The organism is Collinsella sp. BIOML-A6 (assembly GCF_009875845.1).
In the GTDB taxonomy this organism is placed as follows: domain Bacteria; phylum Actinomycetota; class Coriobacteriia; order Coriobacteriales; family Coriobacteriaceae; genus Collinsella; species Collinsella aerofaciens_H.
The window spans coordinates 1-25,607 of sequence record NZ_WWSL01000013.1; the positions used below are offsets into that span (position 1 = coordinate 1).

Here is a 25,607-nt window from a genome sequence, read left to right on the forward strand (position 1 = left end):
CGCAACCGGTGAAACCGCCTTTGCGCGAACGGTGCGCCTGTTTAGCGAAACTGGTGAAAAATAGATTGACGCTAACATCGTCTATCCCGGATCTGCTCGACGAGAGCTCGGCGTCGGCTGCCTCCTGCGCCCTCCTGGCGCTGTAGAACACCCTGGGCCTCCTCGAGCAGCCGTAGCCCCTCCTGTGCGAGCAGCCGTTGCAGCACCTCGGCCATGCGGCGAGCCTGGGGCAGGCCCCCGAGAGGTCCTCGGGCGCGGGCTCGCCGTAGCGCGAGCGCGGCGCGGTGACGTAGCGGTGCGCCGCCACCTCCCTGGTCACGGTCGAGGGCGACCTGCCGAGCTCCGCGGCGATCTCGCGGGCGCTTCGGTTGCGGTCGAGCATTCTCTCGATCGCGTTCCTCTCGTGCCTCGTGAGCCTCCCGTACGACCTTCCGGACGGTCTCGGTCTGGACATGCCGGCCTCCCTCCATCGAGGGCCGGGGGATTCCGGCCCCTCTGGGGTTGCCTACCCGGATTCGCGCCTCAGGACTCAGCGCAACGCGTTGCGCTGAGTCCTGAGGCTGTTGCAATGAAAATGACAATCAAGGGTTCGCTGGCCCTTCGGTCTAACGGATAGCGCGGCGGGGAAAAATCAACTTGTCAAATGATATAGTCAGCACAACGCTGCCGACACCCCGCCAGCCACCATCGCATAGAATCGAGCCCCCATGGATACCCTCAACGACCTAAACGAGCGCGTCGACGCCTTCGTCGGTACCAGCTCCTTCGATACGCCGGCCACGGCAAACGACCAAGCCCCCATCGATGTTCCCGCCGAGGTCCACGAGGACATCGTCGCCTCGGTCGATTTTTCCGAGGTCGAGCTCGCAGACGAGTTCACCGAGCCCCAGGTAGCCGTGACCCCCAACGGACTGCTCCCCATGGAGCCGCTACCCATCGATGGACGCCTGCGCAAGGCGGCCCTCCGCATGCCCGACGAGATCGAGGAGGCCAGCGGCTTTACGCTCTTCGGTCGTCGCATCAAGTCGCTTATCTACACCACCGACGTCGCGGTCATCCGCAACTCCAACGCCGATGCCGTCTTTGCCGTTTACCCCTTCACGCCACAGCCGGCCATTACGCAGGCACTGCTGACCGTTGCCGAGTGCCCAGTCTTTGTCGGCGTGGGCGGCGGGACTACGACCGGTAAGCGCTCCGTACAGATGGCAGCTGTCTCCGAGATGCAGGGCGCGGCGGGCTGCGTGGTCAATTCCCCCGCCACTGCCGAGATGGTCGAGCACATCACCAACATCGCCGACATCCCCGTCATCGCCACGGTCGTACGTTGCGACGATGATGCGCATGCCAAGGTGCGCGCCGGAGCCAAGGTCCTCAACATCGCGGCCGGCAAGAACACGCCACAGGTTCTACGTGAACTGCGCGAGCACTATCCCAACCTGCCGCTCATCGCACCGGGCGGCAAAACACCCGAGAGCATCCGCGAGACCATCGCCGCCGGTGCCAACGCCATCATTTGGACACCGCCTTCGGCCCAGCAGCTGCAGGCCGACATGATGCAGCGCTACCGCAAGATGAAAGAAGACGCCACGCCCGTCATCTCGCGCGACGATGTGCCCATTATCGACCAGGTCGCCGCCGCCGAGGTCAGTCAGGTCGAGAACATGAATCCTGACGTGCCGATTCCCGATGGGGTTATCGAGCGCGTCGCATCCATCCACGAGCGCGTTGAGGAGCGCCGCGCCAACCGCGGACTCAAGCCATCGCTCCACGGCTTCTTCTTCCGCGGCAAGAAACGCTAGCCCCAACAGCAAGGTCCACCCCACAAACGTGAGGCGGGCCGTTTTCGTTTGAGCAATCATGCAGCGATGCGATGGAGCAAGTTAATCCACGCGCTTGTCGCCCATAAAGAAGAGCGCCACCGTACCAGGTCCGGTATGCGAACCGATCAGAGCACCGATATTGTTGATCTCAATCTTACCTTTGAGCTGCGGAACCTGTTCCTCGATCAGTGCCGCAACGGCCTCGGCATCCCCGCGGCACGCCGAATGGGATAAGATGCACTTACCCGAATAATCCGCACCGTCCTGCACGTGTGCCATCATGGTCTTAGCCATCTCGGAAATCGCGCGCTTCTTAGTTCGGATCTTCTCACGTGGCGAAAGCCTGCCCTCACAATCGACGGTCATAAGTGGGCAAATCTTGAGCGCCGTGCCGATGATCGCGCTCGCGGCCGAAATGCGACCGCCGCGCAGATAGCTCGACAGATCGGTCGAGAAGAACCAATGGTGAAGGTTGAGTTTATGCCCCTCAATCCAAGCGGCCGTCTCGTCGAGCGAAGCGCCGCTATCGCGAACGTCGGCGGCACATTCCGCCAGCAGGCCAAAGCCCGAAGACGCCGCCAACGAATCGATGACGTGCACCTTGCCGCCCTGGGGATAGCGATCCGCGAGCATCTGCGCCGCAACGCAGGCCGATCCATACGTGCCCGAAATACCCGATGACAACGTCAGGTGCAGCACGTCTTTACCCTCGGCAACGAACGGCTCCCAAAACTCCTCGTACTCGCCCACGCTCACCTGAGACGTCTTGGGCATGGCGCCCGCGGCAATCTGGGCAAAAAAATCGTCCGGCGTAACCGACTGATACAGATCGTCCGTATAGACCACATCGTCGATCTCGTAATGAAAACACACGACAGGGATACTGTGCGACGCAAAGAACTCACGGGTTCGGTCGGCGGCGGATTCACAGGTCAGGACAAAATCACTCATATGAGGCTCCTTACGTATTGCTACGCAAATTATCGCACAGCTAGCCTATATACGGTACAAATGTCCACTATTTACCAATTCGAACCAATAATAGCGAACATCTTTACCACCGTCATCTCCACCGACCCCACGCATAAATAACTGAGAAGACACCCTCTGTCGTCTCCACTCAACAGACACATCTACCTCAACTAAATCGATTTACCAGACCGTTCAGCCAACAATTCAGCAGCTGGCGCAAAATCGAAACAAAAGCGGCGCATACTGATAAACATTTAACGCTGTTTATCAGTTTTACCAACCCCATCGGAAGGTGTTTCATGGTCGCATTCGATCGCAATCCGCAAGACTTCAAGTATCTGCGCCTGCTGTCGAGACAGTTCCCCACCGAACAATCCGCATTTACCGAAATCATCAACCTCTCGGCCATCCTCAACCTACCCAAGGGCACCGAGCATTTTATGAGCGACGTGCACGGCGAGTATGAAGCCTTTATGCACATCCTCAACAACTGCTCGGGCGTCGTGCGCGAGCATGTCGACGAGATTTTTGGCGAGACGCTCTCCTTTGACGAGAAGGGCGAGCTGTGCACGCTCATCTACTATCCGCGCGAGAAGATCGAGCTGGTCCGCAGCCAGCACGAGGACTCCCCCACCTGGTACAAGACCATGCTCGACCAACTCATTGTGGTTGCCCGCTCGCTTTCGAGCCGCTATACCCGCTCCAAGGTGCGTAAGGCCATCCCGCGCGATTACGCCTACATCATCGACGAGTTGCTGCACACGCATCCAGACGAGAACAACTATCGCGTGCGTTATCACGAACGCATTATCGAATCCATCTTGGAGACCGCCAGCGCCGACGACTTTATCGAGTCGCTCGCCTCGCTCATCAAGCGCCTGGCCGTCGACCACCTGCACCTGGTAGGCGATATCTTCGACCGTGGCGGCGGCGCCGCCAAGATTATGGACCGTCTGCTCACCTATCATTCGCTCGACATTCAGTGGGGCAACCACGATTTGCTGTGGATGGGCGCTGCGGCCGGCGAGCCCGCCTGCATCGCCACGGTGCTGCGCAACAACCTGCGCTACGACAACTACGAGATTCTCGAGAACGACTACGGCATCTCGCTGCGCGAGCTCGTCGCCTTTGCCGATGCCACCTACACCACCGGCGAGTCCATCAGCCCGCTGATCAAAGCCATCAACGTGCTGCTCTTTAAACTCGAGGGCCAGATTATCCAGCGTCACCCCGAGTTCGACATGGCCGACCGTCTGCTGCTCGACAAGATCGACCACGACACCGGTACGGTCACGCTCGCCGACGGCAGCGTGTGGCCGCTCACGACCAACGACTTCCCCACCGTCGACCCGACGGACCCCTACACGCTCACGCCCGAGGAGCAGCACATCATCGACAAGCTCGTGTCCGAGTTTGTCACCGCCGATCACCTGCATCGCCATATCGATTTCCTCTACACCCACGGCTCGATGTACAAGGTCACCAACGGCAACCTACTGTTCCATGGCTGCGTGCCGCTCAACGAGGATGGTACCTTTAGCAGCATGAACTGCCTGGGCACCTGGCACGCAGGCCGCGATTATCTCGATTTTTGCGACCGTATCGCCCGCCGCGCCTGGCGCGTGGGCGACCGCGATGCCCTCGACTGGATGTGGTACCTGTGGATCGGCTTTAACTCACCCGCCAGCGGACGCTTGGTGCGTACCTTTGAGCGCGCCTATATCGCCGATAAGAGCACCTGGGTCGAGCCGATGGACCCGTACTTTACGCTTACCAAATCGCCCTCGGTCTGCGACGACATCATGCGCGAGTTCGGCGTTACCCCCATGGCATGTTCGCCGATCGGCCACATCATCAACGGACACACACCCGTTAAAACCACCAAGGGCGAGCAGCCCATCCGCGCCGAGGGCAAGCTGCTGGTCATCGATGGCGGCTTCTGCCGCGCCTACCATCCCAAGACGGGCATCGCCGGCTACACGCTTATCTCGAGCTCGCGCGGATGCCGCCTCAAGTCGCACCGGGCCTTTACCACCGTTGCCGAGGCGCTCACCCGCAACATCGATATAGAGAGCGAGACCAACCGCTTTGACGAGGCCGACCGGCGCCGCATGGTGAGCGACACCGATACCGGTGCCAAGATCCGCAGCCAGATCCAGGACCTGCGCCAACTGCTCGATGCATATAGAAACGGTGCTATCGAGGAGCGCGCCTAGCCCCGGCTGCAGGGATTGGCTAAACTTGCTGCGTTCGTCATCCCCACGGCGCCCCGGCGCCACCCTAAGGCAGGTACCATGCAAAAGCTCCTTGCGCAGATCATGAAGTTTGGCGTCGTCGGCGTCGTCGCCACGGTCATCGACTTTGGCATCATGAATCTGCTCCACTACGGTCTGGGCCTTAACATCCTGATCGCCAATACCAGTGGCTTTATCGTCTCGCTCATCTTTAACTACGTCGCGAGCATGAAGTACGTGTTTGCGCACAAGGAGGGCATGAGCCGCCGCCGCGAGTTCATTATCTTTGTCGTGCTGTCCGTGATCGGCTTGGTTCTCAACGACGGTATCGTGCTGGCGCTCAACGCCGGCCTGGGGCTCGAGGCCAATATCGCTAAGATTTGCGCCACCGCGCTTGTTATGGTCTACAACTTTGTGACCCGCAAGATCTTCCTGGAGGGAGACGAGACCAAGTAGCTCGACTTTCCCGCACAGCTACGGGGCCCACGGACGACGTGCGTCGAGTGCTGCGTTGTTCGTAGGCCTTGCTCATTTACGGAAGGATTTGCGACGTTTGCGGATTGTCTCTTGCAAATTTGGCGAGTTCGTATAGTTCTTGGCAAAGCCCTTACGTTTCCCTTGCAAAAGCTCTAAAGTATCCTCTGCTCGATTTGTCAACGCATTGGATGTGATTACGTGCGCAAGGCACTGGCACAACCTCATACCAAGCAGTTCCTCAAGTTCGCCGTCGTGGGACTTATCTCCTTTGGCATCGACTGGGGCATGCTCATTGCGCTCGTCGAGCTGTTCCACCTCGACTTTTTGATGAGCACCACGATTTCGTTTGTCACGTCCGTCGTGGTCAACTACTGGCTCAGCATGAAGTACGTGTTCGACCACCGCGAGGGCATGAGCCGCAAGCGCGAGTTTACGATCTTCACCATCCTGTCGGTGATTGGCCTGGGTCTCAACGACCTGTACATGTTTGTGGGTGTCACGTTTTTGAGCATCGGCTACCAGGCCATGAAGGCCATCGCCACGTTCCTGGTCACCTGGTACAACTACTTTAGCCGTCGCTTTTTCCTCGAGGGCGCGCAGTCGTAGTTTGTTCGACAGTTGCTTAAAGGTATAACCGGTTGGAATTCTCGTTCCAACCGGTTTTTTGTTTGCCGAGAGACCTGGCGACATAGTCCCATTCGCGTTAAAAATGGGCGGCCCGGATGTTTGTCCGAACCGCCCGTCTGACGCGTTATTTCGAGGCCTCTAGCCCGTAACGTAATACCAGACCACGTTGTCGCCATTGGAGAGAACGTAGTTACTGCACGCCGTCATGGGCGTCACACCGTTAACGGAGTACATCCAACCGCTCGTGCTGCCATGCTCCTTCTCGGCCAGACCGCCAATGGCGGCGACATACGTGCCGTACGATGAGCCATGCGCGTTGACTGAAAGGCCCAGCGCGCACAGGGCATCGTAGACCGTAGCGCCCTCGTTAAAGGTGAAGGTGCCACCAGAAGACACAGGATTGCCCACGGCGCTCGATGTGACCGAAACCGTCACCGTAACGTAGTTGGACTCCTGCGAGCCGCCCTGTCCGCCCGAGGAGGCGTTTCCACCATTAGAGGATGAGGCTCCATCAGACGACTGGCCACCGCCCGAAGAAGCACCGCCAGACACATTGGAAGTATCACCGGCTCCCGTATTTTGGACAGCGGATGTATCGCCAGACTTCTTGCCGTCCTGGTCCTCGGACTTCTTCTCCTTCGAGTCCTTGTCCGACTTCTTGTCCGAAGACTCGGAATCATCCTTGGCATCGTTCGAACCCTTGGGCTCGTCTTTTGCATCATTCGATGACTTGGAGTCCTCGGAACTGGCCTCGCCCGAAGTCGTAGTCGAGCCAGACGCCTTAGTGTCCTTGGCGACGACGCTCTCCCCCGTCACGGTCTGGATGATCCAGTTGATGGACCAAGCACCGCTTGTGGAAGGATGGACGAAACCCAGCGAGACGACGATCAGAATGGTGCACGCGGCAGTCAGAACGCCAAGCAGCGCCTTTCGCCGAGGGGCGGACGCCGCCGAAGCGGCGCCCTTTTGCTCGTCGAGCTGAATGAACGACGAGTCGGGTTGCTTGGAGTCGGCATCCTGAGGTTTATTGGACACAGCCCTCACCTACCGACGCTTGGTAAACACGAACACGCCGATGACAGCGAGACCGATGACGCCTGCCGCTACGCCGACAATGGCGAGCGGGTTGGTGCCAGTCTCCTGCTCGGAAACACTAGAGGACTTCTTAGCAGCAGTCGTGGAAGCAGCACCCGTATCGGACTTGGAATCGGACTTCTTGTCAGACTTTTTCTCGTCCTTCTTATCGGACTTATCGGAGTCCTTCTTGGAATCCTTGTCGTCCTTGGTCTTGGTCGTGGTCGACGACACCGGCTTCTGCCCCGGAGCAACAGCACCGCCAGTCTGCTGGCCGCTTGTGCCGTTACCGGAGCCAGAACCAGCACCGGCATTACCCGAGCCGCCGTTGGAACCGCCATTGCCGCCGTTACCACCAGGGTTAACAGCATTCTTGACCCACTTGGCATACAGCGTCATATCAGCCGTCACCGCAACGCTAAAGTCATACGCCTTGGTGTAAGCCTCATCGGTGTACCAACCGGCAAAGGTGTAACCATCGCGCGTGGGATCCGCCGGCTTGGCAACGGTCGAGCCGGAAGCAGGCGTCTGATCGCCAGTCGCAGAGCCACCCTGAGCATCAAACTTGACGCGATGGGACTGAGACTTCACGCAGAACAAGTGGCCGGAATCGTTGGTGTAATACAGGTTACCGAACTCGTCACACATCACCGAAGCCATGCAATAGTTGGCATATCCAGAACCGGGGGCAAAGACTTCGGTCGCCTCGGCATCGCCCAGCCTGTACATGTACACGCCGCCGCCCGAAGTGTAGTTGGGCCAGTTACCCTTGGCGCCGTTCAGAGTGAAGTACACGTACGTCTCGCCATCATGCATCGAGACGAGCGGCGTGCTCTTCGATTCGAAGCCGAGCTCTTCGCCATTGGCCTTTGCAATCTGCTTCACGCTCATATCGGAAAGGTCGATGATCGAAAGCAGACCCTTAGCCTTCCAATTGTTCGCAGTCGCACCGCAAATAAAGGCATATTTGCCGCTAAACACAGGCGTTGAAGTCGAGTATGCGGCAAACTGAACTGCCGAGTCCTCAGCAACGGAACCATCGGAACCAATGGCCAGCTTGTGCAACGTACCATCGTCGCGCGTGACCGCATATACAAAGCCGTCATGAAGGACAAGCGCCGAACGGATATTGCCACCAGATAGCTTAATCGAACCAACAAGCTTTGACAGGTCGGCAGAATACACGCGGATCTGGCCGAAATCTCCGCCAACTACATAGTAGCCATTTACCATCAGGCCGCCAGACCAGTAGTAACCTCCGTCAGCGACGGAGGCGCTACCGGCGATGGCGCCCGTGTGAATATTGATGCGCCTGACCGTACCATTTTGCACGTCATTGCCAGACCAATGATCAAGGGTGTTGATATAGACGTAGTCGCCGTCAACGGTCAACGAAGAGAGATTCTGCATAGCGAAGGCATCGGAATACCACAGCGTCTTAAACGTCTTTGCCGAAACAGCCTGCAGATAGCCGCCCGAAAGCGGAATCAGGATGATGCCCTGCGCAATAACGGGACGGCAGGTGCTATCCATGGAGGAGCCAAGCTCAAGCGATCGCTCAACGGAGCCCGTTGCGGAATCGATCTCGTTCAGGACAGCATTCCACGTCTTTCCGCCCCATACCGAGGCGCCCGTGACAAGGTACACCTTTCCATTTGCAACAATAGGATCGGATGCAGAGACATTTGCGCCCGCCTTCTGTTGCTCTTCGGTCAGAAGGTTGAGCGCCCATGAGGGCGTATCGGTCTTTGTTGTAGGCGTAAGGGCGTCCGTCGAGGATCCCGAGCCACCGTTCGCAAAACCATTCCATGCCGCATCGACATCGGGATGCTCCGTTCCGGGATTGGTGGCAGGAGCCGTCGAGGGCTTCTGCGTGCCGTCACCCTTAACATAACGGAACTCGACGCAATCGCCGTTCTTAAGGAAATAGCTCGGGGCGCCGACGCTCGCATACCCATTGTTTACAAAGAACGACCAGTAGCTGTACGGCGCGGCGCTCGTTGTGCTCAGCACGCGGCCATCGGGCATCGTCGCACTCGTAAGACCCCATGCATTTGCTTCGAGGTTCGTACAACCGGCAGCCGTCATAAGCTGCTCGAGCACCGACTCGGCCGTCGTGTCTTCGTCGGCGGGAAGCGTAAGCTCGGTCAAGGGCACCACCGATTGCTCGGTGTAGTTGCCGCCGGCGTCACTTGCGGAAACGCCCGTGACCTTGGCCGTCACCGTAATGGTCTTGCCCTCGTTCGGGTTGTCGAGCCCCGTCGTTCCCTTGACGTTTACCGTCGCAGAAACATCCAAACCGGCAAGTACCGCGTAGTCCGAACTGTCGGGATAGCGCTCGGCATAGCGGGCAAAACGCTCACTCTTCAGACGGCCGCTAATCGTGACTTTCGTGTTGTATTCGGGCTGAGTGAGGATAAGGTTCTCATGCGCGATAACACTCGGTTTGCTCGACTTGAGCAAACGATAGGTGTTCTCCGTGCCGCCGGGGAGCTCACTGAACACGAAGCCGTAGTGGCCAGCAGCCTCTTCGGCGGAATAGCACCAATTAACAGCATGTCCCTGGCCGTACACCTTCAACGGCGCATGCAAGTTCCCCGTTACATTGGACGCATCCTGCCCGTTAAGAATACCCTGAGAGAATGCTGACTTTGCAAGGCTCAGGTGGAACAGCTCGGCATTGAGCTCGTCCTTGTCCTGCGGGGCAATCGCAAAATCGAGGGTCTTGCTTGCCGTGACCTCGGCGTTCGACTTGTCGGTCACCGTGAGGGTGATCTTGGTCTTCGCCGCCTCGGTGCCAGGCAGCGGCTGATAGACCGTGCCCTTGTAGCCGTTGAACGTAATGTCATCGGTGCTGGCAGAGTACTTGACCTCGTAATACTTGCCGTCGATATTGAGCGTGCTCGTGCGCGGCATCTGCAGGTCGGCGGTCAAGCCATCCTTGTTGGCGACCGTGTCGGTGCCGGAGTACTTGATGTTGTCGTAGGTAAAGGCCGCATCGACCTTCTCCTGGAGCGCCTTCTTGTCGGCGGCGACCTTCTCGGGGTCACCCTTGACCGTCACGGTGAAGTCGTGCGAGCCCTCGACATCGCTCGGGCCGCCGCTCACAAACGAAACCGTCGCGGTCAGCGTAACGGCACGATCGCTCGAAGCACGCGTCACCTTGCCGGTGTAGTCGCTCCAGCCATAGCCGGAAGGCCAAATGACATCACCGTCGGAACTCTTCCATTCAACCTGAAGCTTGTTCTTGATGCCCGTGCGATACGGCAGCGTCAGGTTGGACGTAACGGACTCGGCCGAATCGCCCGCAGCGTAACCGATGGCAACCTGATCGGCCGCATCATCGAGCATCTGCTGAACGCGGGCCTCGTCCCAAGCAACCTGCACCGACTTGTTGGGCTGGTAATGCTCGGTCTTGCCATCGCGCGACAGTTCAAACGCCACATCGGCGTTACGCAGACCGTCGATGTTGTAACCGGTGTAGTCGTTGGGGTCAATGAAGAAGAACGTCACATCGCCGTTGGTCTTATCCTGGGCGTCGGAGATGCCGACCGTAGCCTTGGCGTCCTCAGCCTTAAAGTGCACGTCGCCCTTAGAAACCTTAACGTCAACGTCGGCAAATCCCAGATCAGCAAGCTGCGCCTTCAGGACATCGTTGACGTTGCCGCCCTTGGCGCTGTAGTCAACAACAATCTGCTTGTTAGCATCGTTGAGCTTTTGGACTGCGGCCTCGAGCGAGCCCGCGGCAATAACCTTGTTGGCGGAGACGAGCTCGACCTTCGAGCTGCCGCTCGTGGCGACAGTCTTCAGATACTTGCCAGCAGCAGATGCCGAGACCGTCGCCTCGGCACCCGACATATCGGACAGCGGCGTCCAGTCGGCCTCCGGAGCCTTCGCGTCGTCGGCCGCATACCAGACAACAGTCGACTGGTCGGTGACGTCAATACCGTTGGTGGCCGAACCGTCGGCACGCTTGGCCTGCGCCGTCGCCTTAACGCTATCGCCCGAGACGAGATGGGTCGATTCGCTATTGATCTGCGGCGTAGTGGTCACGCGCAGCAGGTTATACTCCCCCGCCGCGGTAACGCTGTCGGACGAAACCCATTCAACCGTGTTGTCGAGGGCGCTCGCCGTAACTTTGATGCGCTTGCCGACAAGCGCGTCCGTAAGAGTCAGACTGCCATCGGTCGTATCGATGCCGTTGGTAAGCTCGGTCCAGTCGGTACCGTTCTCGCTGGCATACCACGCCATGGTGAGCTCGGCATCGTCGGGCACGTCCTTAGTCGAGCCCGACCAGCTACCCGGAACCTGCACGCTCGGTGTGATCTTTGAGCCCACGCTCAGCGTAACGTTCTTATCGGCAAGCTCGATGCCTGCTAGCTTGTACTGGCCCTTGAGCGTCACCGGACCAAGCGGAGCTACGGACTGCGTGCCGCCGTAGGAGCTCTTCTTCTGCGTGCTGAAAACGGTATTTTCGCTTGTAACCTTCACGCGCAGGTACTTGCCAGCATAGGCGGCGTCAACGGTATAGGTCGCCTCGGTGGCACCGGGGATATCGGTGTAAGCGGAGTCGTAGCTCGAGCTACTGTTTGCATACTGCCACTGATAGGTCACATTATCGGTGCGGCCGATATAGCTGTAGCTCGAACCATCCTTTTTGCGGACCTTAGTCTTGAGCGTATCACCCACATGTACGCCGTTGGCAGCAGGAGAGCCCTCGAACTGCACGTCGTAAAGCTCAACTTGGCCAGCTACGGAGACGGGACCCGCCGCATAGTAGGGCTTCTGCTCGCCATAGCCGCCGTTGGCCTTGGCCACGACGTAGTAGCCCTTAAGGGCGCCGGTCACCGTCAGGGTGTTACCGGTCTCACCCTCGATAGGCGTGTTGCACGAGTTTGCGGAGCTCGAAGTGCCCTTGTACCACTGCCACGAAACGTGTGAATCGGCGGTAACATCAGCGGAGCCCGCCTTGGCGGTCGCCGTAATCGTGGATCCGACCTCGACTTTGCCCGAAGTCGGGCTCATAGTCACGCTCGTAACATTAATTGAACCGGTGGCAGCAACGAGAGCGCCCGTCGAGTTGGTCAAACTCGAAGAGCCAATCTTCGAGGACACCTTGCACTTGAGGTACTTACCGCCAAAAGCGTCGGTAAGCTCGAGGGTCTCACCCGTGGCGCCCGCGATATCGGTATACGTACCGTTCTTGATGTCAGAGCACTGCCACTGATAGTTGAGCTTGCTCGCGTCGACGAACGCGCCGTACGCGCCGCCCTTCTCCTTGGCGCGGGCCTTAGCGGTATCCCCTACTGCGAAGACACTCGTGTTGTCCTTGGTGTTAACGATGGACACGGCCGAAATCTCGACCGCACCGGCCTGTTTGACCTTGCTGGAAGTGGTCTTGTTCACTGTGTTGACGCCAGCGGTGGCCTCAACCTTAATGTACTTTCCTTCGAGGTCATCGGTCAGCGTGAGTGTGGCGCCCGTCGCGCCCTCGATCTTGGTAAAGCCCGAGGACTGGAAGGTGGATGCGGACCAGGTGTAGGTAACCTTGGCGTCGGCAGGGGCCTGCTGCGCATAGCTTACATACGGAGTCGCCGTAAGGGTATCGCCTATGCTCGGTACGTCGCTACTCAGCTTGACGCTGTTAAGCTCCATCTGACCGGTGCCCAGCACGGGGCCAGGAATGTAGTTGGCATTGATGCCCGCGCCGGAAGAAATGGACGGACCATAATAATCCTTGCCATCAACCGTTACCTTGCAGATGAAGTACTTGCCCACCATGGCGTCGGTAACGGTGAGTGACTGTTCGTGGCCTACGACCTCAGTGTAATCGGCGACGTTGTTGCTCGCCTTAACCGTACCCGCGAGCCAGGTGTAGGACCAGGTGCCGGGGTTGGCAACGGACTCAGTCGAAGTGCCGTACCAATCGTCCTCGACCTCATCGTACATATTTGCCCAGAGTGTATCGCCCGCGTTGAGCGCGCCAGACTTCGTGGAATACGAGTTGTCCTTGTCCTTGGAATCCTGAATGAAGACCTTTGCCTCACCGGAAAGCGTTGTGGCGGACGCGGCGGCAACGGCGTTCTTCTGCTCCGAAGCAACAGGCGTCGCAGCAGAATTCTCAGACTCAGTCACGTTGTCTGCAGCGGTGTCATTGCCATTCGCGGCACTCGCAGTTGCACCCTGATCTGCGTCGGTGCCATTGTCAGCAGCGCTCGCCGGCGCACTGTTCGCGCTGGTGTCGGCAGCAGTGCCATCGTCGGCCGCCGTGCCCTCGCCAGCCGTCCCAGCAGTCACGGCCTCGGCAATGCCCTCGGCGCCCTCGGCCCAAAGTTGCGCCGGCGTAGTTCCAAAAGCCATGGCAAAAGCCAGGAACGCCACCAGACCGCGCTTGGCTACACCGCGTGCAATCGTGCCACGGCGATGCAACGAGGCGCGCTCGCGCTCGTCCTCAAACATATCCATTTGTCCCCCATTGTCTGTACTTGGAACGTTGCCTTGAGGCTGCCCCACATCATCGCGCATATTGCGCTCGAGTACCCCCATCGGGGTCCCCCTTCCCTCCAGAGCCCAACGCGTACCGGCGGCATGCGCCGCGGCCGCGCGCAAGATGGGAGGCGATCCGACTTAACCTTAACGACTCGGGCACGTCGTCCGATCTGCGACGCGAACATCCCGAGCCAAGAGGAATTACGGTTACTGGTACAGCCGGGGACTTGCACCCCGATTCTCCCAAACGCGCAGGAAAACCGCGCATTCGTGCGTCTCCGCACCACCATCTAGGCCATCGATTATTACCGTCAGTATGGTATCACGCAAAGGGGCCTCGCACGCAGGCGAAGCCCAAGGTAAAAGCTATTGTTTGCGATAGGAGAATGCAGTGACGGTCGCAGCCTCTAGTGCTTGCCGCCGTGGCTGTTGCGCCAGATCTCGCGGCCCAGCATCAGCGCCAGCACCAGCGCACTCACGTAGCCCATAAAGCCAATGACAGGGATACCGAACACAACCGGCTCGATGCGCGCGTAGTACACCACCGACGAACCGATAAACAGACCGGCGATCACAATTGCCATCGACATGCGGTCGATAATCCCGCCCAGCTGCCTCAGCGCCTTATCGCTGCTCATAATCTGCGTGTTCACCTTAAGCTGGCCGCGCGTGAGCATGCGCGACGCCAAGCCCAGATACTCGGCCGCCTCGAGCGAGCCTTTTGCCGCGCGATAGCTGCTCGCGGCAAGATCGCGCCCCATATCGCGCACGCGCGCATAGGTGCTTTTTTCGTTTTTGATATGCGTCTGTATGATCTGGATCATGTTGACGTTGGGCATGTACTCGGTCAGCAGGCCCTCGAGCGTCACCATGCCGCGGGCGAACATCGTCACCACGCTCGGCAGCTCAACGTCGTTTTTGCGCGCCAGGTTGAGTAACGAGGTCAAAAACTCGCCGATATCCAGGTCCTTAAGATCGAGCCCCGCAAAGTCGGCGACGATAAAGTCCAAATCGGACAAAAAGGCCGAATGGTCGAGCTCGGCAGAATCGCCGCGCGTCACGGCAAAGCGCATGAGCGAATCCTTGAGCTTGGGCACGTCGCCCTCGGCCACAGCGAAAATCATGTCCTTGACGATACCGCGGTCATGACTCGACATGCGCCCAACCATGCCCAGGTCGATAAAGTAAACGACGCCGTCCTTGAGAATGATGTTTCCTGCATGCGGGTCGGCATGGAAAAAGCCGTCATCGAGCACCTGCGTCGAATAGTCCTCGACAATCGCCGAGCCGATCTTTTCCAGGTCATAGCCCTCGGCCACCAGGCGCTCGGGATCGGCAATCGAGATGCCGTCGACGTAATCCATGACCACGACGTGCTCGGTGCACAGATCCAGATAGGACTTGGGGCACGTCACGCCATGGACGTTCTTATGGAACTCATAGAAATCGTTGAGGTTTTTGGCCTCGGCCAAAAAGTTGGTCTCCTCGCGAAACGAGGCCCACAGCTCCTCGACGACGGCGTGTAAGTCGACAAACTGGTCGGTGTTGACGAACTTTGAGACGATGCGCACCACCGAGCGAATGATGTCGATGTCCTGCGCCATGACCTGCTGCGCGCCGGGGCGCTGCACCTTAACGGCCACGTCCTCGCCCGTCACCAGGCGGGCACGGTGAACTTGTGCAAGAGAAGCGCTACCGAGCGGGTTGGGGTCGATCGCGTCGAACATCTGCCCCAGGCGCTGGCCGTACTCCTCTTCCAGACAGCGGAGCACTACCTCATACGGTACCGGCTCTACGTCGGAGCGCAGGCGACGCAGCTCGTCGCAAAACCGCTGCGGCAAAATCTCGGAGCGGTTGGCCAGAATCTGCCCCATCTTGACGAACATGGGGCCGAGCTCTTCGAGCAGACGACGCAGGCGCACCGGTGTGAGGTTATCCCATACGCGGTACTTTTTGATCAGGCGAACGATCTGCCCAATGCGCTCACGACGACCTGCCGGCGTGAGCTGGTATTCCTCGTCCGGCGCCATCGCATCGGGCTCCTCGGGGACCATATCGACAGCGCGCGGCTTCTTGCGAGCGCCCGAGACGGCGGCATCGACCTCATCGACAACCGCCGCCTCGTCACCCAAGGGATCTAGATTGTTGTAATCGGTGGTGGAATCTGCCATCTGCGCTGTTACTCGGCCTCTTCGGCGTCCTCTGCGTCGTCGGGCTCAACGGACTCGACGGGCACCGAGGTCACGTTGTCCTCGACCGCATCGACGATGTCGCGCACATGGGCCAAAAAGGCCGTGCGCTGGGGAGCGGTCATAACGCGGACGCGGGCCAAGATGAGCTCGTCGAGTACGCGCTGCGCCGCGGTCTCGCCCTGCATACCCAGACGCTCGGTCAGGTCGGAGATGGTGCCGCCGGCCTGCTCGAACATGTCGGACACGCTGCGGGCGATATCGGGGGTGCCGGCGTCCTTGCGCACCTGCTCGCCCTTGGTACCGAGGTCGTCAAGAACCTTCTTGCCGCCCTCGACGGCAACGGCAGCGGCGCCGAAGCCCACGTTGATGGCACCGTTAACAAGCTGATCGAATTTCATAACCATGGTTGGCTCCAATCGTGAACAACTGCATTGTCCTTCTTGTACCCAAGATTGAGCGAACGACACAAAATCGTTTTACCGCCAAGATAGGAATCGAGCGGGGCAAAGTCTTCGACGGCGCTTGCCCCGCTCGCTCGTTGCAAGGTCGTCTTTACCTTACGTTATCGTTCATCGCGAAGGAATTCTTCATGGCACAGCTCGTGGTGTAGAGCACTTTGCCCAACAAGGTATCGGTCTCCACGCGCACGAGCTCGGCAAGGGCTTCGTTGGCGCGGGCGAGCTCGGCGGGCACCTCGGCCTCGGGCAGCGCAGCTACGACAGCGTCAACGTCGTGAATCTGCTTGTGGCCCATGCCGCCGACCTTCTCCTGATAATCCTCGACGGCGCGACCGCACTCATGGAAACGAACATCGGCCAAGGCACCGATCAGGCGATTTGCCCAATAGAAATTCTCGGACGTCACGCGGGCCTGCGTGTCGGCATAGTACTCGGGCATAGTCTCGACGTTGGCGTACAGTGGCACGAGCGCGTTAAACGAGTTGGAGCCAAAGGCCATCCACTGCACGGCGCGATACGCCGGCTGCGCATAGGGGCGCAGCTGCAGCACGGCGAGCTGGCTGTTGCGGTTGATGCCGATGGGGCGATAGGCGCCGCGCGTGGCGGGCGTGCCCTTGCTGCCGTAGCAATCGTACTCCGTGCCCTGGTAGTGGCTCGAAAGCACGTACTTGATGTCCTCGATGGTCACCTTGCGCTCGGGCACGCGGCTCCAGGGGATGTCATCACTCTCGGGCGTGTAATCGGCGTCGGGACCGTCCCACACATCGCTGGGGTTGAGGCAGCGCTGCATATACCAGGCGCGCGGCGTGTTGTAGACGTGGTCGCTGTCGCCGTGCGAGCCAAAGGCCTCGCGCGGGTTGAAGACCGTCGCCGGACCGTCGCCCTCAATGCCCAGCATCAGGTCCAGATGCCACTCGGCCATCCAGGAGCGCAGGTCGGCAGAGCACATATGATCTGCCTGGGTGCCCTCGGCATCGTCCAGGTCAAAGCTGTCGATACCCAGCTGGTTAGGCATGGTCACATAGGCGTCATCGGGCACGCGCTTGGCGATCCAGTGGTGCCCGCCGATGGTCTCGAGCCACCAGATCTCGTCAACGTCACTAAAGGCAATGCCATTGTTCTCATAGGTTCCGTAGCGCTCAAGCAGCTCGCCCAGAATGCGCACGCCGTCGCGGGCAGACTTAGCGTACGGCAGCACCAGGGTCACCATGTCCTCCTCACCCAGACCGCCGGGCTGCGCCGGAACATAGCCGTCCTCGCCCTCGTTGCCCTTGGCGGGCACGTAGTCGACAAGCGGATCGGCGCCGCGGACGCGCTCGTTGGTGGTGAGCGTCTCGGTTGCGGACATGCCCACATTGAGCTCGTTGAAGCCGGCCTCAGCCCAAATGCCATGACCCGGGACAACGTCGGGGACGCTTGTGTAACGCATGGGATTGTCGGGCAGCTCAATGGTCAGGTGGCTCAGGACACTCGTGTAGACACGCGGCTGCTCGTCGGGATGCACCACGCGCATACGCTTGGGCTCAAACACCCCGTTGGACGAGTCCTCGTTGCGGGCGACAAGCGTCGACCCGTCGTAGCTCGCGTTTTTACCAACCAAAATCGTTGTGCACGGCATGCGCATCCTCCTTGAGCGAAGAAATCAAACGGCAACAGTGTATCGCTTCGGCGCAAAAAGAGCGAAACCGCCGCCCCGGCAGCCCCTGTGGCCAAAAAATGTCAAATATGAGTACTGTCACCAATTTAGTAGCAGCAAATTACCTTGTAATGAGTGCTGAAAATCCCCATTTGTCCAAAAGCAAGACAACGTTATTCCCCATAGGTTCAATAAAATGGACTCCCTAACGAGAATGAATATCGTTAGGGAGTTTAAAAGACGTAAAACATATGTGACTATCTTGGCAACAGTACTCAAATTTGGCGTTTTTTGACCACGTGGTATATGGCTAACCCCTCAAACAGCCCAAAACGCCTATTTCGATGCACGCTCCGCCGCCTCGATCACGTGCTTGGCGAGAATCGCCGTCGTTACAGCGCCCACGCCGCCCGGCACGGGAGTAATTGCGCCAACGATCGGCTCCGCAGCATCAAAATCGACGTCGCCGACCAGCTTGTCGGCGACCTCGTCCCAGTTAATGCCCACATCGATGATCGTCTGGCCCTCGCGAACCGCATCCGCGCCAATCGTGCGCGCACGTCCAACCGCGGCAACAACAATGTCGGCAGAACGGCACTCGGCAGTCAAGTCGCGCGTATGCGTATGGCACGTCGTCACCGTGGCATTGCGAGCCGTAAGCATGGCGGCAACGGGACGGCCAATCACCAGCGATCGACCGACGACCGCGACCTTGGCCCCATCCAGCTCAACGCCGTAATGATCCAGCAACGCCAGCACGGCCTCGGCCGTGCAAGGAGCAAAGCCCTCACCTCGCCCCGAAAGCGTGGTAAGCAGCGAGGCCGGCGTCATGGAGTCAACATCCTTGGCGGGATCGAGTGCCGCGGCAAGTGCACCCTCGTCAAGGCCGGCGGGCAGCGGGCGAAACATCAGGCAGCCGTGAATGGCCGAGTCGGCATTGATGTCCTTAATAGCCGCCAGCAGCTCATCCTGCGAAACATCAGCAGGAAGCAAAACGCGGCGAGCCTCAATGCCAACCTTATCGCAGCGCTTGAGGGCACCGCGCTCGTAGGATAGGTCGTCCTCGCGCTCGCCCACGCGAACGATGGCCAGCGTCGGCACAACGCCGCGCTCGCGCAGAACAGCACAACGAGCAGCGAGCTCCTCGGTCAAAGCACGGGCGACGGGAGCACCCTTCAACAGCTCAGTCATGGCTATCCCCTCTTCCTTGCAGCGTCAGCGGCGCGGCGCGCCAGAGCATCAGCGCGCGGCAACCATGTATCGAGTAGCTCATCGCACGCCGCCTCGAGCTCCTCGGCGCGGACACGATCCTTCATAGACGTGGTGTTCGCAAAGAGCGTCAAGCTCGCTCCCTGCATGGCCGCGCGGCAAAACACGGCACCGCACGCCACGTCGGAGAGCAGCTGGCGCGAGCCCTTGTCCGCCATGTCCTCGAGCAGCGCCAGCGCGCGCCCGCAGGCATCCATGATCCGATACGGTGGCATGGCCGCCACGTGCAACGCATCTTGAATCGTCGCGGGTCGAGCCGGATCATCGCGCGGAATACCGTATGCCGCCGACACCCGGCCGTACGCACGAACGTCCTCGGCGACCAGACCCACAAGTTCCTGCGCCAGCTCGTCTGCCTGGGCAAATGCGCGCGTCAGATCGTCCGCGCGATCGGAAAGCGCGGGATTGGTCGCCCCATAGCGAGCGACCATCCCGCACAGCGAAGCGCCCAGCGCGCCTACAAAGGCGCTCGCGCTACCGCCGCCGGGAACCGGCTCACGCGCGGCAAGCGCCTCGGCAAACCCTCGGCAGGTTTTATCCATCATCTCTTGGCTCATCGAAACACCTCTGCCCACCGCGCCGGCCACCATGGGCCGCACGCATAATAAAAAAAATGGGACAACGACGCCAGGAAGCGGTTGTCCCATTCATCGGTTTTATTGAAGCCCAGTCTAACCCATAAGACAAAGGCTGTCAGGAGCTCTGGCTATCGGTGTTTCCGATTGCCGGCTATAGGCACGGGCGCCTAGTCCACCTGGAACGTCGGCAGCAGCGTGTCGATAATCTTCGACCCCATATCGCGGTTTGCAGTCGAGTACTCCAAATGCGCCGTGGCAATCGTCGAATCCGTGACGATCGTCTTTTCGTAAATGATCGTATCGTCCTCGCGCCAGGAGACCACGTACCAGTTGTCGCCCTCTGCGGTATAGAGGTCGGCCTTGCCCGAGGTGTCCGCGTCAACGAACATCTCGTGTGCGGTTTCGTCGTTAATGTTGACGTAGCCAAACAGGTTGATTACAAAGCCCGTCTCCGGATCCTTATACCTGGCGCCGCTGCCGCTGGGAGTATCTTCCATCTCAAAGCGATTGGGAATCGACATGCTATAAGGGTGAAGGTCGTTTGTGTACGTCTGCACGTCGGTTAGGTAATCGTCCGAATCGTCCGAATCGTCCGAACCGTAGTATGCCGATTCGTCCTCGGAAACGGCCTCGTCATCCGACGGCGAAGACTCCTTGGCCTTGGACTTGTCTCTCTTCTTCTTGGCAGAAGAATCTTTCTCGTCCGAAGACCCGGTATCGATCACCGATATTTGTGTGTCGGAGCTCTTGGACCCGTTAAGCATCGCGAACGCAAACACCGTGCCGCCCCCAAGGAGTACCACGGCGGCACACGCCACCGCGATGACAATCGGAGCTTTGCTCTTGGGCTTTTGAGGCGCAGGCGCGACCGGCGGCATCGATTGGGTTAGACCCGGGGCAGAAGAAGGACCAGCGCCCGTAGGCGTCGGCACGGAACCGCCAGCCAGCGACGCCCCGCAATGCGTGCAAAACATCGATCCATCGGGAACTTGCTGTCCGCATTTTTGACAGAACATCGTTCGACCTTTCGTTGTTTAGCTTTTGTCACAGCCAAGTTTAAAACCTTAAGCCGGCATCGCTGTTGCACAACATTGGGAGAATCAACCAAGCCGCACGCTTGCCCAGCGCCAGGCCCACCTTGCGGCAAGACCGCACACGCAAACACGGGACACATGACCCACCCTAGCGAGCCGTCCGCGCGTGCAGTAAAGGCAGGTAATCCATGGGCGGTTGCAGATAGCGGAGGACACGACCATGAAAAAGAAGGCGTTTGCGATTCTCACCCTCTGCATTAGTCTCTTTGCCGCGGTTGCCCTGGTGGGCTGCGGTGGCAGTGGCGGCGCTACCGGCAGTGGCGGTGGCGCCACGGAAAAGCCAGCCGTGGATATGAGGACCGATTTCATTTGGTTTAAGGTCGAGGTGCCCGAGGGCGTCGAAATCACGGACGTCGCAGGCGATACCGCCGACAGGGCCCAACTTAAGTTCACCGAGAGCGAGCACGCCAGCGATCGCCTCATCCCTGTCTTCGACTCTGACAAGAACGCCGACGAGCTGTTCGACTACGAGGCCAAATGGAAGGCCAACTTTGAGTGGACCGAGAATGACCCCGTCAAGTACAACGGCAAGACTTGGCGCAACGCCTCCTATACACACTCGGGCGGCGTGACGACTGAGTACTTCACCGAAGCAGGCGGCGGCAACGTCTACGTGAGCATCGACAATGTCGAGGAGCACAAGGACGCTGTCGAGACCATGATGAAGTCTCTGGAATTTGCCGATGATATCGCCGAGGCAAAGACCGAAGCCATGGACGTCAAGCTCGACGATATCGAGATCAAGCGCTAAAGCTCCAACGGCATGCAGCAGCGCCGTTTTAGCTCAGCCGGGATGCAAGGTGCGACTCCTTGCATCCCGGCTTTTTGTGTACTGGTCACATCACCACGTTCAGAACATTGACGAATTCCTGAGCCTTCGCACGGCTGCTCAGGCTAAAGACACAAGTAGTCAACAGCCTGTTACGTAGGAAAACGTCGCGGCCCTTGATCCTGTTGACCCCCGTGATGTCCTTAAGATAGACAATCTCGGTGTGCTTGCCGCCGAACGTGCCCTTCTTGAGCACCTCAATACGATTGGGGTAGATCTTAACGTCTTTAAACCTACCCGAACCTTTGTCCTGGAACAGCAAAGTGTTGTTATCCATGCGTGTCACTCCCGCGGGGTTCGCTAAAACTGCCTCTATGGCCACATTTTAGTCACCGCAAGGCTCCCATGCGAAGGTGCCAGACAGCACAGCAATTCGTGTCCGCGCGAGGCTTTAAACTAAATGCGATAAAGATGCATTCCGCAAGAGGAAAGTGGGGCGACAGTGATGGGTGAACTGGTAAACCGTGGAGAATCGGCAATCGTGCCAGAAGTTTTTTACAAGCAGGTTTCCTCGATTCTCAACGCCGCTCGCGACAAGGCCTATACCGCCGTTAACTTTGCGATGGTTGAGGCGTATTGGGAGATCGGCAAGAGCATTGTTGACGAACGGGGCGGAGAGGAGCGCGCAGCATATGGAGAGGCATTGATTGCAGGCCTCTCCAGAAGGCTTACCGCGGATTTCGGAAGAGGCTTTGGCATCGCAAACCTTCGCAATATGCGTCAGTTCTTTCTTGCGTTTCCAATTCGCGACGCACTGCGTAGCGAATTGAGCTGGACTCATTACCGCAAGTTGATGCGCATTCCCGACCCTGATGCTCGCGCCTGGTACATGAACGAATGCGCCGATTCTCGTTGGAGCACGCGTCAGCTCGAGCGCCAGATCAACACCATGCTCCGCGAGCGCCTGCTTGCCAGCAAGGACAAGGAGGCCGTCATCCAGGAAATCCAAAAGAGCGCCCCGGCTCGTCGCCCCGAGGATATCATCCGCGACCCATATGTACTGGAGTTTTTAGGTTTCTCGGACGATACTGCGTTTCGCGAGAGTGATCTAGAGCAGGCGCTCATCATGCATCTTCAGAAGTTCCTGCTGGAGCTTGGCCGTGGTTTCGCTTTCGAAGCGCGCCAAAAGCGCATCACCTTTGATGGGCGCCATTTCTATATTGACCTTGTGTTTTACAACTATCTGATGCGCTGCTTCGTGTTCATCGACCTAAAGACCGATGACCTTACGCATCAGGACCTGGGCCAGATGCAAATGTATGTGAACTACTACACGCGCGAGCTCATGAACGAAGGCGACAATCCGCCTATAGGCATCGTGCTCTGCGCGGACAAAAGCGACTCGATTGTCGAGTACACGCTGCCCGAAGACAACGACCAAGTGTTTGCCGCCAAATACTTGCCGTATCTTCCAAGCAAGGAAGAGCTGGCGCGCGAGCTGAGTGCCGAGTACCGCGCCATCAACGAAGCGACTAATGGCGAAGCGCAAGGGTAGCAGCACGTTGCGACCGATGCCCCCGACGGCGTTTCATATCCCCCGACATAAGAGGAGCGCTCCATGACAGACAGACCGAAAACGACACTGAGCGACTGCATCTATGGACTTGCCGTCGGCGACGCGCTGGGCGTTCCCTACGAGTTCAGGCCCCGCGGCACGTTCGAATGCACGGACATGATCGGCTACGGCACACACGAGCAGCCCGCCGGCACCTGGAGCGACGACACGTCCATGACGCTCGCCACCTGCGACTCAATTAGGGAGCTCGGTCATATCGACACCGCAGACATGCGCGACAAGTTCGTATGCTGGATTGCCCGTGGTGAGTATACGATCGACGGCGTTTTCGATTACGGCGGCACCACCGCTCGCGCCCTGCACACCGGCAAAGGAAGCTCCGGCGAACGCGACAACGGCAACGGATCGCTCATGCGCATCGCGCCCCTGGCGTTCACTGATGCGACAGACGAAGAGATCGGTGAGGTCTCCGCGATTACGCACGCCCACAGAACGTCGACCGACGCATTCATCATATTTATCGAGCTGATGAGGAATGTGATGAACGGCGCGCTCCCCTCGTGGGCACTCCATCTGAAAGGCATGCCTGAGCAGAAGATCAGGTCAGGTGGCTTCGTGCGCGACACGCTTAAAGCCGCTACCTGGTGCTTTGTAAACACCAACAGCTACGAAGCCTGCGTCCTTGCCGCCGTCAACCTGGGCGACGACACCGACACCACCGCAGCCGTCGCCGGCGCCCTCGCCGGCACGACATACGGTCTCAAAGCCATCCCGCAGAAGTGGATCGACACCCTGCGCGGAAAAGAGCTGATTGAGCAGTGTTTGTTTTAGGGCGCACTTACGATAGAAACTGACCAGGAGGCACCATGGAAAGAGAGGTCGCAAATATGGACGAACCCTTCCCTGTCAGTCTCTTGCCACCCACGATACTCGGTGACACGAACCATGTGCCGCATGGTCTTATTGGCCGGATGCCATGCAGGAACCGCGCGCACCTCACGCGAGGATGTAGTTCGCGCGGCGCGGGTCGCCCGGCAGCGGGAAACGCGGGTCGCACTGGTCCGGCCATGTCACCGTGCCTGCGTACGGTGCCGGAACCTCACGGCGCAGCTGGTCATAGTAAACCTTGTACGCGCGGAACAGCTCCAGCTCCTCGACGGCGGAGACAGCGCCGGCCGTATGACGGAAATCCAGGTCACGGCTTTCCCGCATCCAGTACAGGATGTTCACCCACACGTGCAGATACCCGCCCCACACGATATAGCCCGGTTTCATGCGGAACGAATTCATCAGACTCACCATCGTCTCGGAAGGGCGCCCATTGTACGGCGGCATGAACGCCGGGTCGTCCACATGGCCCAACGAGCACGTCGAAAACGCCGTGAAAGCCTTGTCAGCGGTCAGCGGGAACGGGGCACGCAGCACATGCAACACGGCATCATGCCTATTGGGGAGCTTGCGCACGGGACGGTAGTACGTCATATATCGGGAGGAGCTGTCGTTATTGATGGAGCTCATGTCCTCAAGAATAATCCATCCATCACGCCAGCAAAAGGAGACGGGCCAATAACTTGCCGCCCACGGGATTCTCGGCTCAAGTAGCGTACCGCCAAGATCACGCCGCGCAGGAGCATCCAGACCCGATACCGCAGTCCAGAACAAAGCCAACGGAAGATCGAACTCCGCGCGGGGATGCGTACCGGGACCCTTACGAACCGTCCCCGGAATCACGCTGAACCTGCTGTCCGACCAACCACGATTCGCCCAATGCAAAGGATTGGACGCGGGATCGTTCATCCGACGAGCCTCACGCAAACCTTCGAACACCGCGAAATACCTCCAGCCATCGCGTCACCGATCTTCGTTAATCCGCTCGTTGAGTTCATCCATCTTGCGAAGCTCCGCCCCCAACTCGCTGTTGTCGTCATGTCGGGCTTCTTCCACGGCCTGATTCAGCTTCCTCATGGTCTTCACCATTCCGGCGCGAACCTCACGAGCCTCAGGCGATTTGTCTATCCCTGAGATGGTATCATTTTCGGTGGTTTGGCGCTTGTCGATCCGCTGCTGCAGAATCTGCCAAGCCTTGCCGGATTCACCTTTGCGACGGCGATCCTCCAATTGTGATGAAATGCGGGCGTCCTCTTTATCCGTCTCGCGGCCGCACGACCCGTCTGGCCGTTTACTCCTCCTTTGCACAGGAACTGTCAACATTAAGTATGTCGTGCAAACCGGTACACGCCCATACCCATGTGGCCCAAAATGGAGCACTCGGTCGGACGGAAAGGCGCAGTGAACTCGAAGGCGTACGGGCAGTCGCCCCCCTCCGCCTCGCGCCCGTTAGC

The 25,607-nt window shown here is 59.0% G+C and carries 20 protein-coding genes; 7 read left to right on the forward strand and 13 right to left on the reverse strand.

Translation table 11 applies throughout. The features are described from left to right. A partial coding sequence (locus GT495_RS05725; protein ID WP_161162687.1) for a helix-turn-helix domain-containing protein occupies positions 1–454 on the reverse strand: 454 nt, incomplete at its 3' end. A gap of 253 nt (positions 455–707) precedes the next feature. On the opposite strand from GT495_RS05725, the gene GT495_RS05730 reads away from it, so the two are divergent. After that, positions 708–1,799: a hypothetical protein gene (locus GT495_RS05730; protein WP_161161260.1), complete on the forward strand. Its 1,092-nt coding sequence runs from the start codon at positions 708–710 to the stop codon at positions 1,797–1,799. Positions 1,800–1,880: 81 nt separating this feature from the next. Here GT495_RS05730 and GT495_RS05735 read toward each other — a convergent pair whose 3' ends face one another. After that, positions 1,881–2,771 carry a DegV family protein gene (locus tag GT495_RS05735; protein ID WP_161161261.1) on the reverse strand — a complete coding sequence of 297 codons (891 nt, stop codon included), beginning with the start codon at positions 2,769–2,771 and terminating at the stop codon, positions 1,881–1,883. A gap of 320 nt (positions 2,772–3,091) precedes the next feature. Between GT495_RS05735 and GT495_RS05740 the strand changes: the two genes are divergently transcribed. The 3 genes from GT495_RS05740 (at position 3,092) to GT495_RS05750 (ending at position 6,109) form a co-directional block, all read left to right on the forward strand. After that, complete coding sequence (locus tag GT495_RS05740) at positions 3,092–5,008, forward strand: fructose-1,6-bisphosphatase (RefSeq protein WP_161161262.1); 1,917 nt, start codon at positions 3,092–3,094, stop codon at positions 5,006–5,008. A gap of 78 nt (positions 5,009–5,086) precedes the next feature. Next, positions 5,087–5,482, forward strand: a complete 396-nt coding sequence (locus tag GT495_RS05745; RefSeq protein WP_161161263.1) for a GtrA family protein — start codon at positions 5,087–5,089, stop codon at positions 5,480–5,482. Between the two features lie 219 nt (positions 5,483–5,701). Further along, a complete protein-coding gene (locus GT495_RS05750; RefSeq protein ID WP_152073652.1) occupies positions 5,702–6,109 on the forward strand; it encodes a GtrA family protein in 408 nt (135 codons plus the stop codon). A gap of 159 nt (positions 6,110–6,268) precedes the next feature. Here the strand turns inward: GT495_RS05750 and GT495_RS05755 are convergent, their stop codons facing one another. The 8 genes from GT495_RS05755 to GT495_RS05790 form a co-directional block, all read right to left on the reverse strand. Continuing rightward, positions 6,269–7,165: a DUF4430 domain-containing protein gene (locus GT495_RS05755; RefSeq protein ID WP_370457604.1), complete on the reverse strand. Its 897-nt coding sequence runs from the start codon at positions 7,163–7,165 to the stop codon at positions 6,269–6,271. Positions 7,166–7,174: 9 nt separating this feature from the next. Further along, entirely contained in the window at positions 7,175–13,669 is a 6,495-nt protein-coding gene (locus GT495_RS05760; RefSeq protein ID WP_161161264.1) for an InlB B-repeat-containing protein, read from the reverse strand. A 431-nt stretch (positions 13,670–14,100) separates the two neighbouring features. Next, positions 14,101–15,864: an AarF/ABC1/UbiB kinase family protein gene (locus tag GT495_RS05765; RefSeq protein ID WP_156600297.1), complete on the reverse strand. Its 1,764-nt coding sequence runs from the start codon at positions 15,862–15,864 to the stop codon at positions 14,101–14,103. Positions 15,865–15,872: 8 nt separating this feature from the next. Continuing rightward, positions 15,873–16,289, reverse strand: coding sequence for a hypothetical protein (locus GT495_RS05770; protein ID WP_152073649.1), 417 nt, complete (start codon positions 16,287–16,289; stop codon positions 15,873–15,875). Between the two features lie 148 nt (positions 16,290–16,437). Beyond that, complete coding sequence (locus tag GT495_RS05775) at positions 16,438–17,961, reverse strand: C69 family dipeptidase (protein ID WP_161161265.1); 1,524 nt, start codon at positions 17,959–17,961, stop codon at positions 16,438–16,440. Positions 17,962–18,315: 354 nt separating this feature from the next. Further along, on the reverse strand, positions 18,316–19,170 hold the full coding sequence (locus GT495_RS05780) for a bifunctional 5,10-methylenetetrahydrofolate dehydrogenase/5,10-methenyltetrahydrofolate cyclohydrolase (protein WP_161161267.1): 855 nt from the start codon (positions 19,168–19,170) through the stop codon (positions 18,316–18,318). 2 nt (positions 19,171–19,172) lie between these two features. After that, positions 19,173–19,805: a cyclodeaminase/cyclohydrolase family protein gene (locus GT495_RS05785; RefSeq protein WP_161161268.1), complete on the reverse strand. Its 633-nt coding sequence runs from the start codon at positions 19,803–19,805 to the stop codon at positions 19,173–19,175. A gap of 188 nt (positions 19,806–19,993) precedes the next feature. After that, positions 19,994–20,842, reverse strand: coding sequence for a zinc ribbon domain-containing protein (locus GT495_RS05790; protein ID WP_161161269.1), 849 nt, complete (start codon positions 20,840–20,842; stop codon positions 19,994–19,996). A gap of 238 nt (positions 20,843–21,080) precedes the next feature. Here GT495_RS05790 and GT495_RS05795 point away from each other — a divergent pair, with 238 nt between their 5' ends. Then, positions 21,081–21,671, forward strand: a complete 591-nt coding sequence (locus tag GT495_RS05795; protein WP_161161270.1) for a hypothetical protein — start codon at positions 21,081–21,083, stop codon at positions 21,669–21,671. Between the two features lie 85 nt (positions 21,672–21,756). Here the strand turns inward: GT495_RS05795 and GT495_RS05800 are convergent, their stop codons facing one another. Next, positions 21,757–22,026 (reverse strand): hypothetical protein, encoded by a 270-nt coding sequence (locus GT495_RS05800; protein ID WP_161161271.1) that lies wholly within the window; start codon positions 22,024–22,026, stop codon positions 21,757–21,759. A gap of 204 nt (positions 22,027–22,230) precedes the next feature. On the opposite strand from GT495_RS05800, the gene GT495_RS05805 reads away from it, so the two are divergent. Both GT495_RS05805 and GT495_RS05810 read left to right on the forward strand, forming a co-directional pair. Beyond that, positions 22,231–23,244 (forward strand): PDDEXK nuclease domain-containing protein, encoded by a 1,014-nt coding sequence (locus tag GT495_RS05805; RefSeq protein WP_161161272.1) that lies wholly within the window; start codon positions 22,231–22,233, stop codon positions 23,242–23,244. Positions 23,245–23,307: 63 nt separating this feature from the next. Beyond that, the gene (locus GT495_RS05810) at positions 23,308–24,096 is read left to right on the forward strand and encodes an ADP-ribosylglycohydrolase family protein (protein WP_161161273.1); all 789 of its coding nucleotides are present in this window, start codon (positions 23,308–23,310) and stop codon (positions 24,094–24,096) included. 165 nt (positions 24,097–24,261) lie between these two features. On the opposite strand, the gene GT495_RS05815 is transcribed toward GT495_RS05810, so the two are convergent. Together GT495_RS05815 and GT495_RS10660 are read right to left on the reverse strand one after the other, a co-directional pair. Further along, positions 24,262–25,062 (reverse strand): hypothetical protein, encoded by an 801-nt coding sequence (locus GT495_RS05815; protein WP_161162688.1) that lies wholly within the window; start codon positions 25,060–25,062, stop codon positions 24,262–24,264. A gap of 54 nt (positions 25,063–25,116) precedes the next feature. Further along, positions 25,117–25,476 carry a hypothetical protein gene (locus GT495_RS10660; protein ID WP_192924357.1) on the reverse strand — a complete coding sequence of 120 codons (360 nt, stop codon included), beginning with the start codon at positions 25,474–25,476 and terminating at the stop codon, positions 25,117–25,119. Positions 25,477–25,607: the final 131 nt, after the last annotated feature.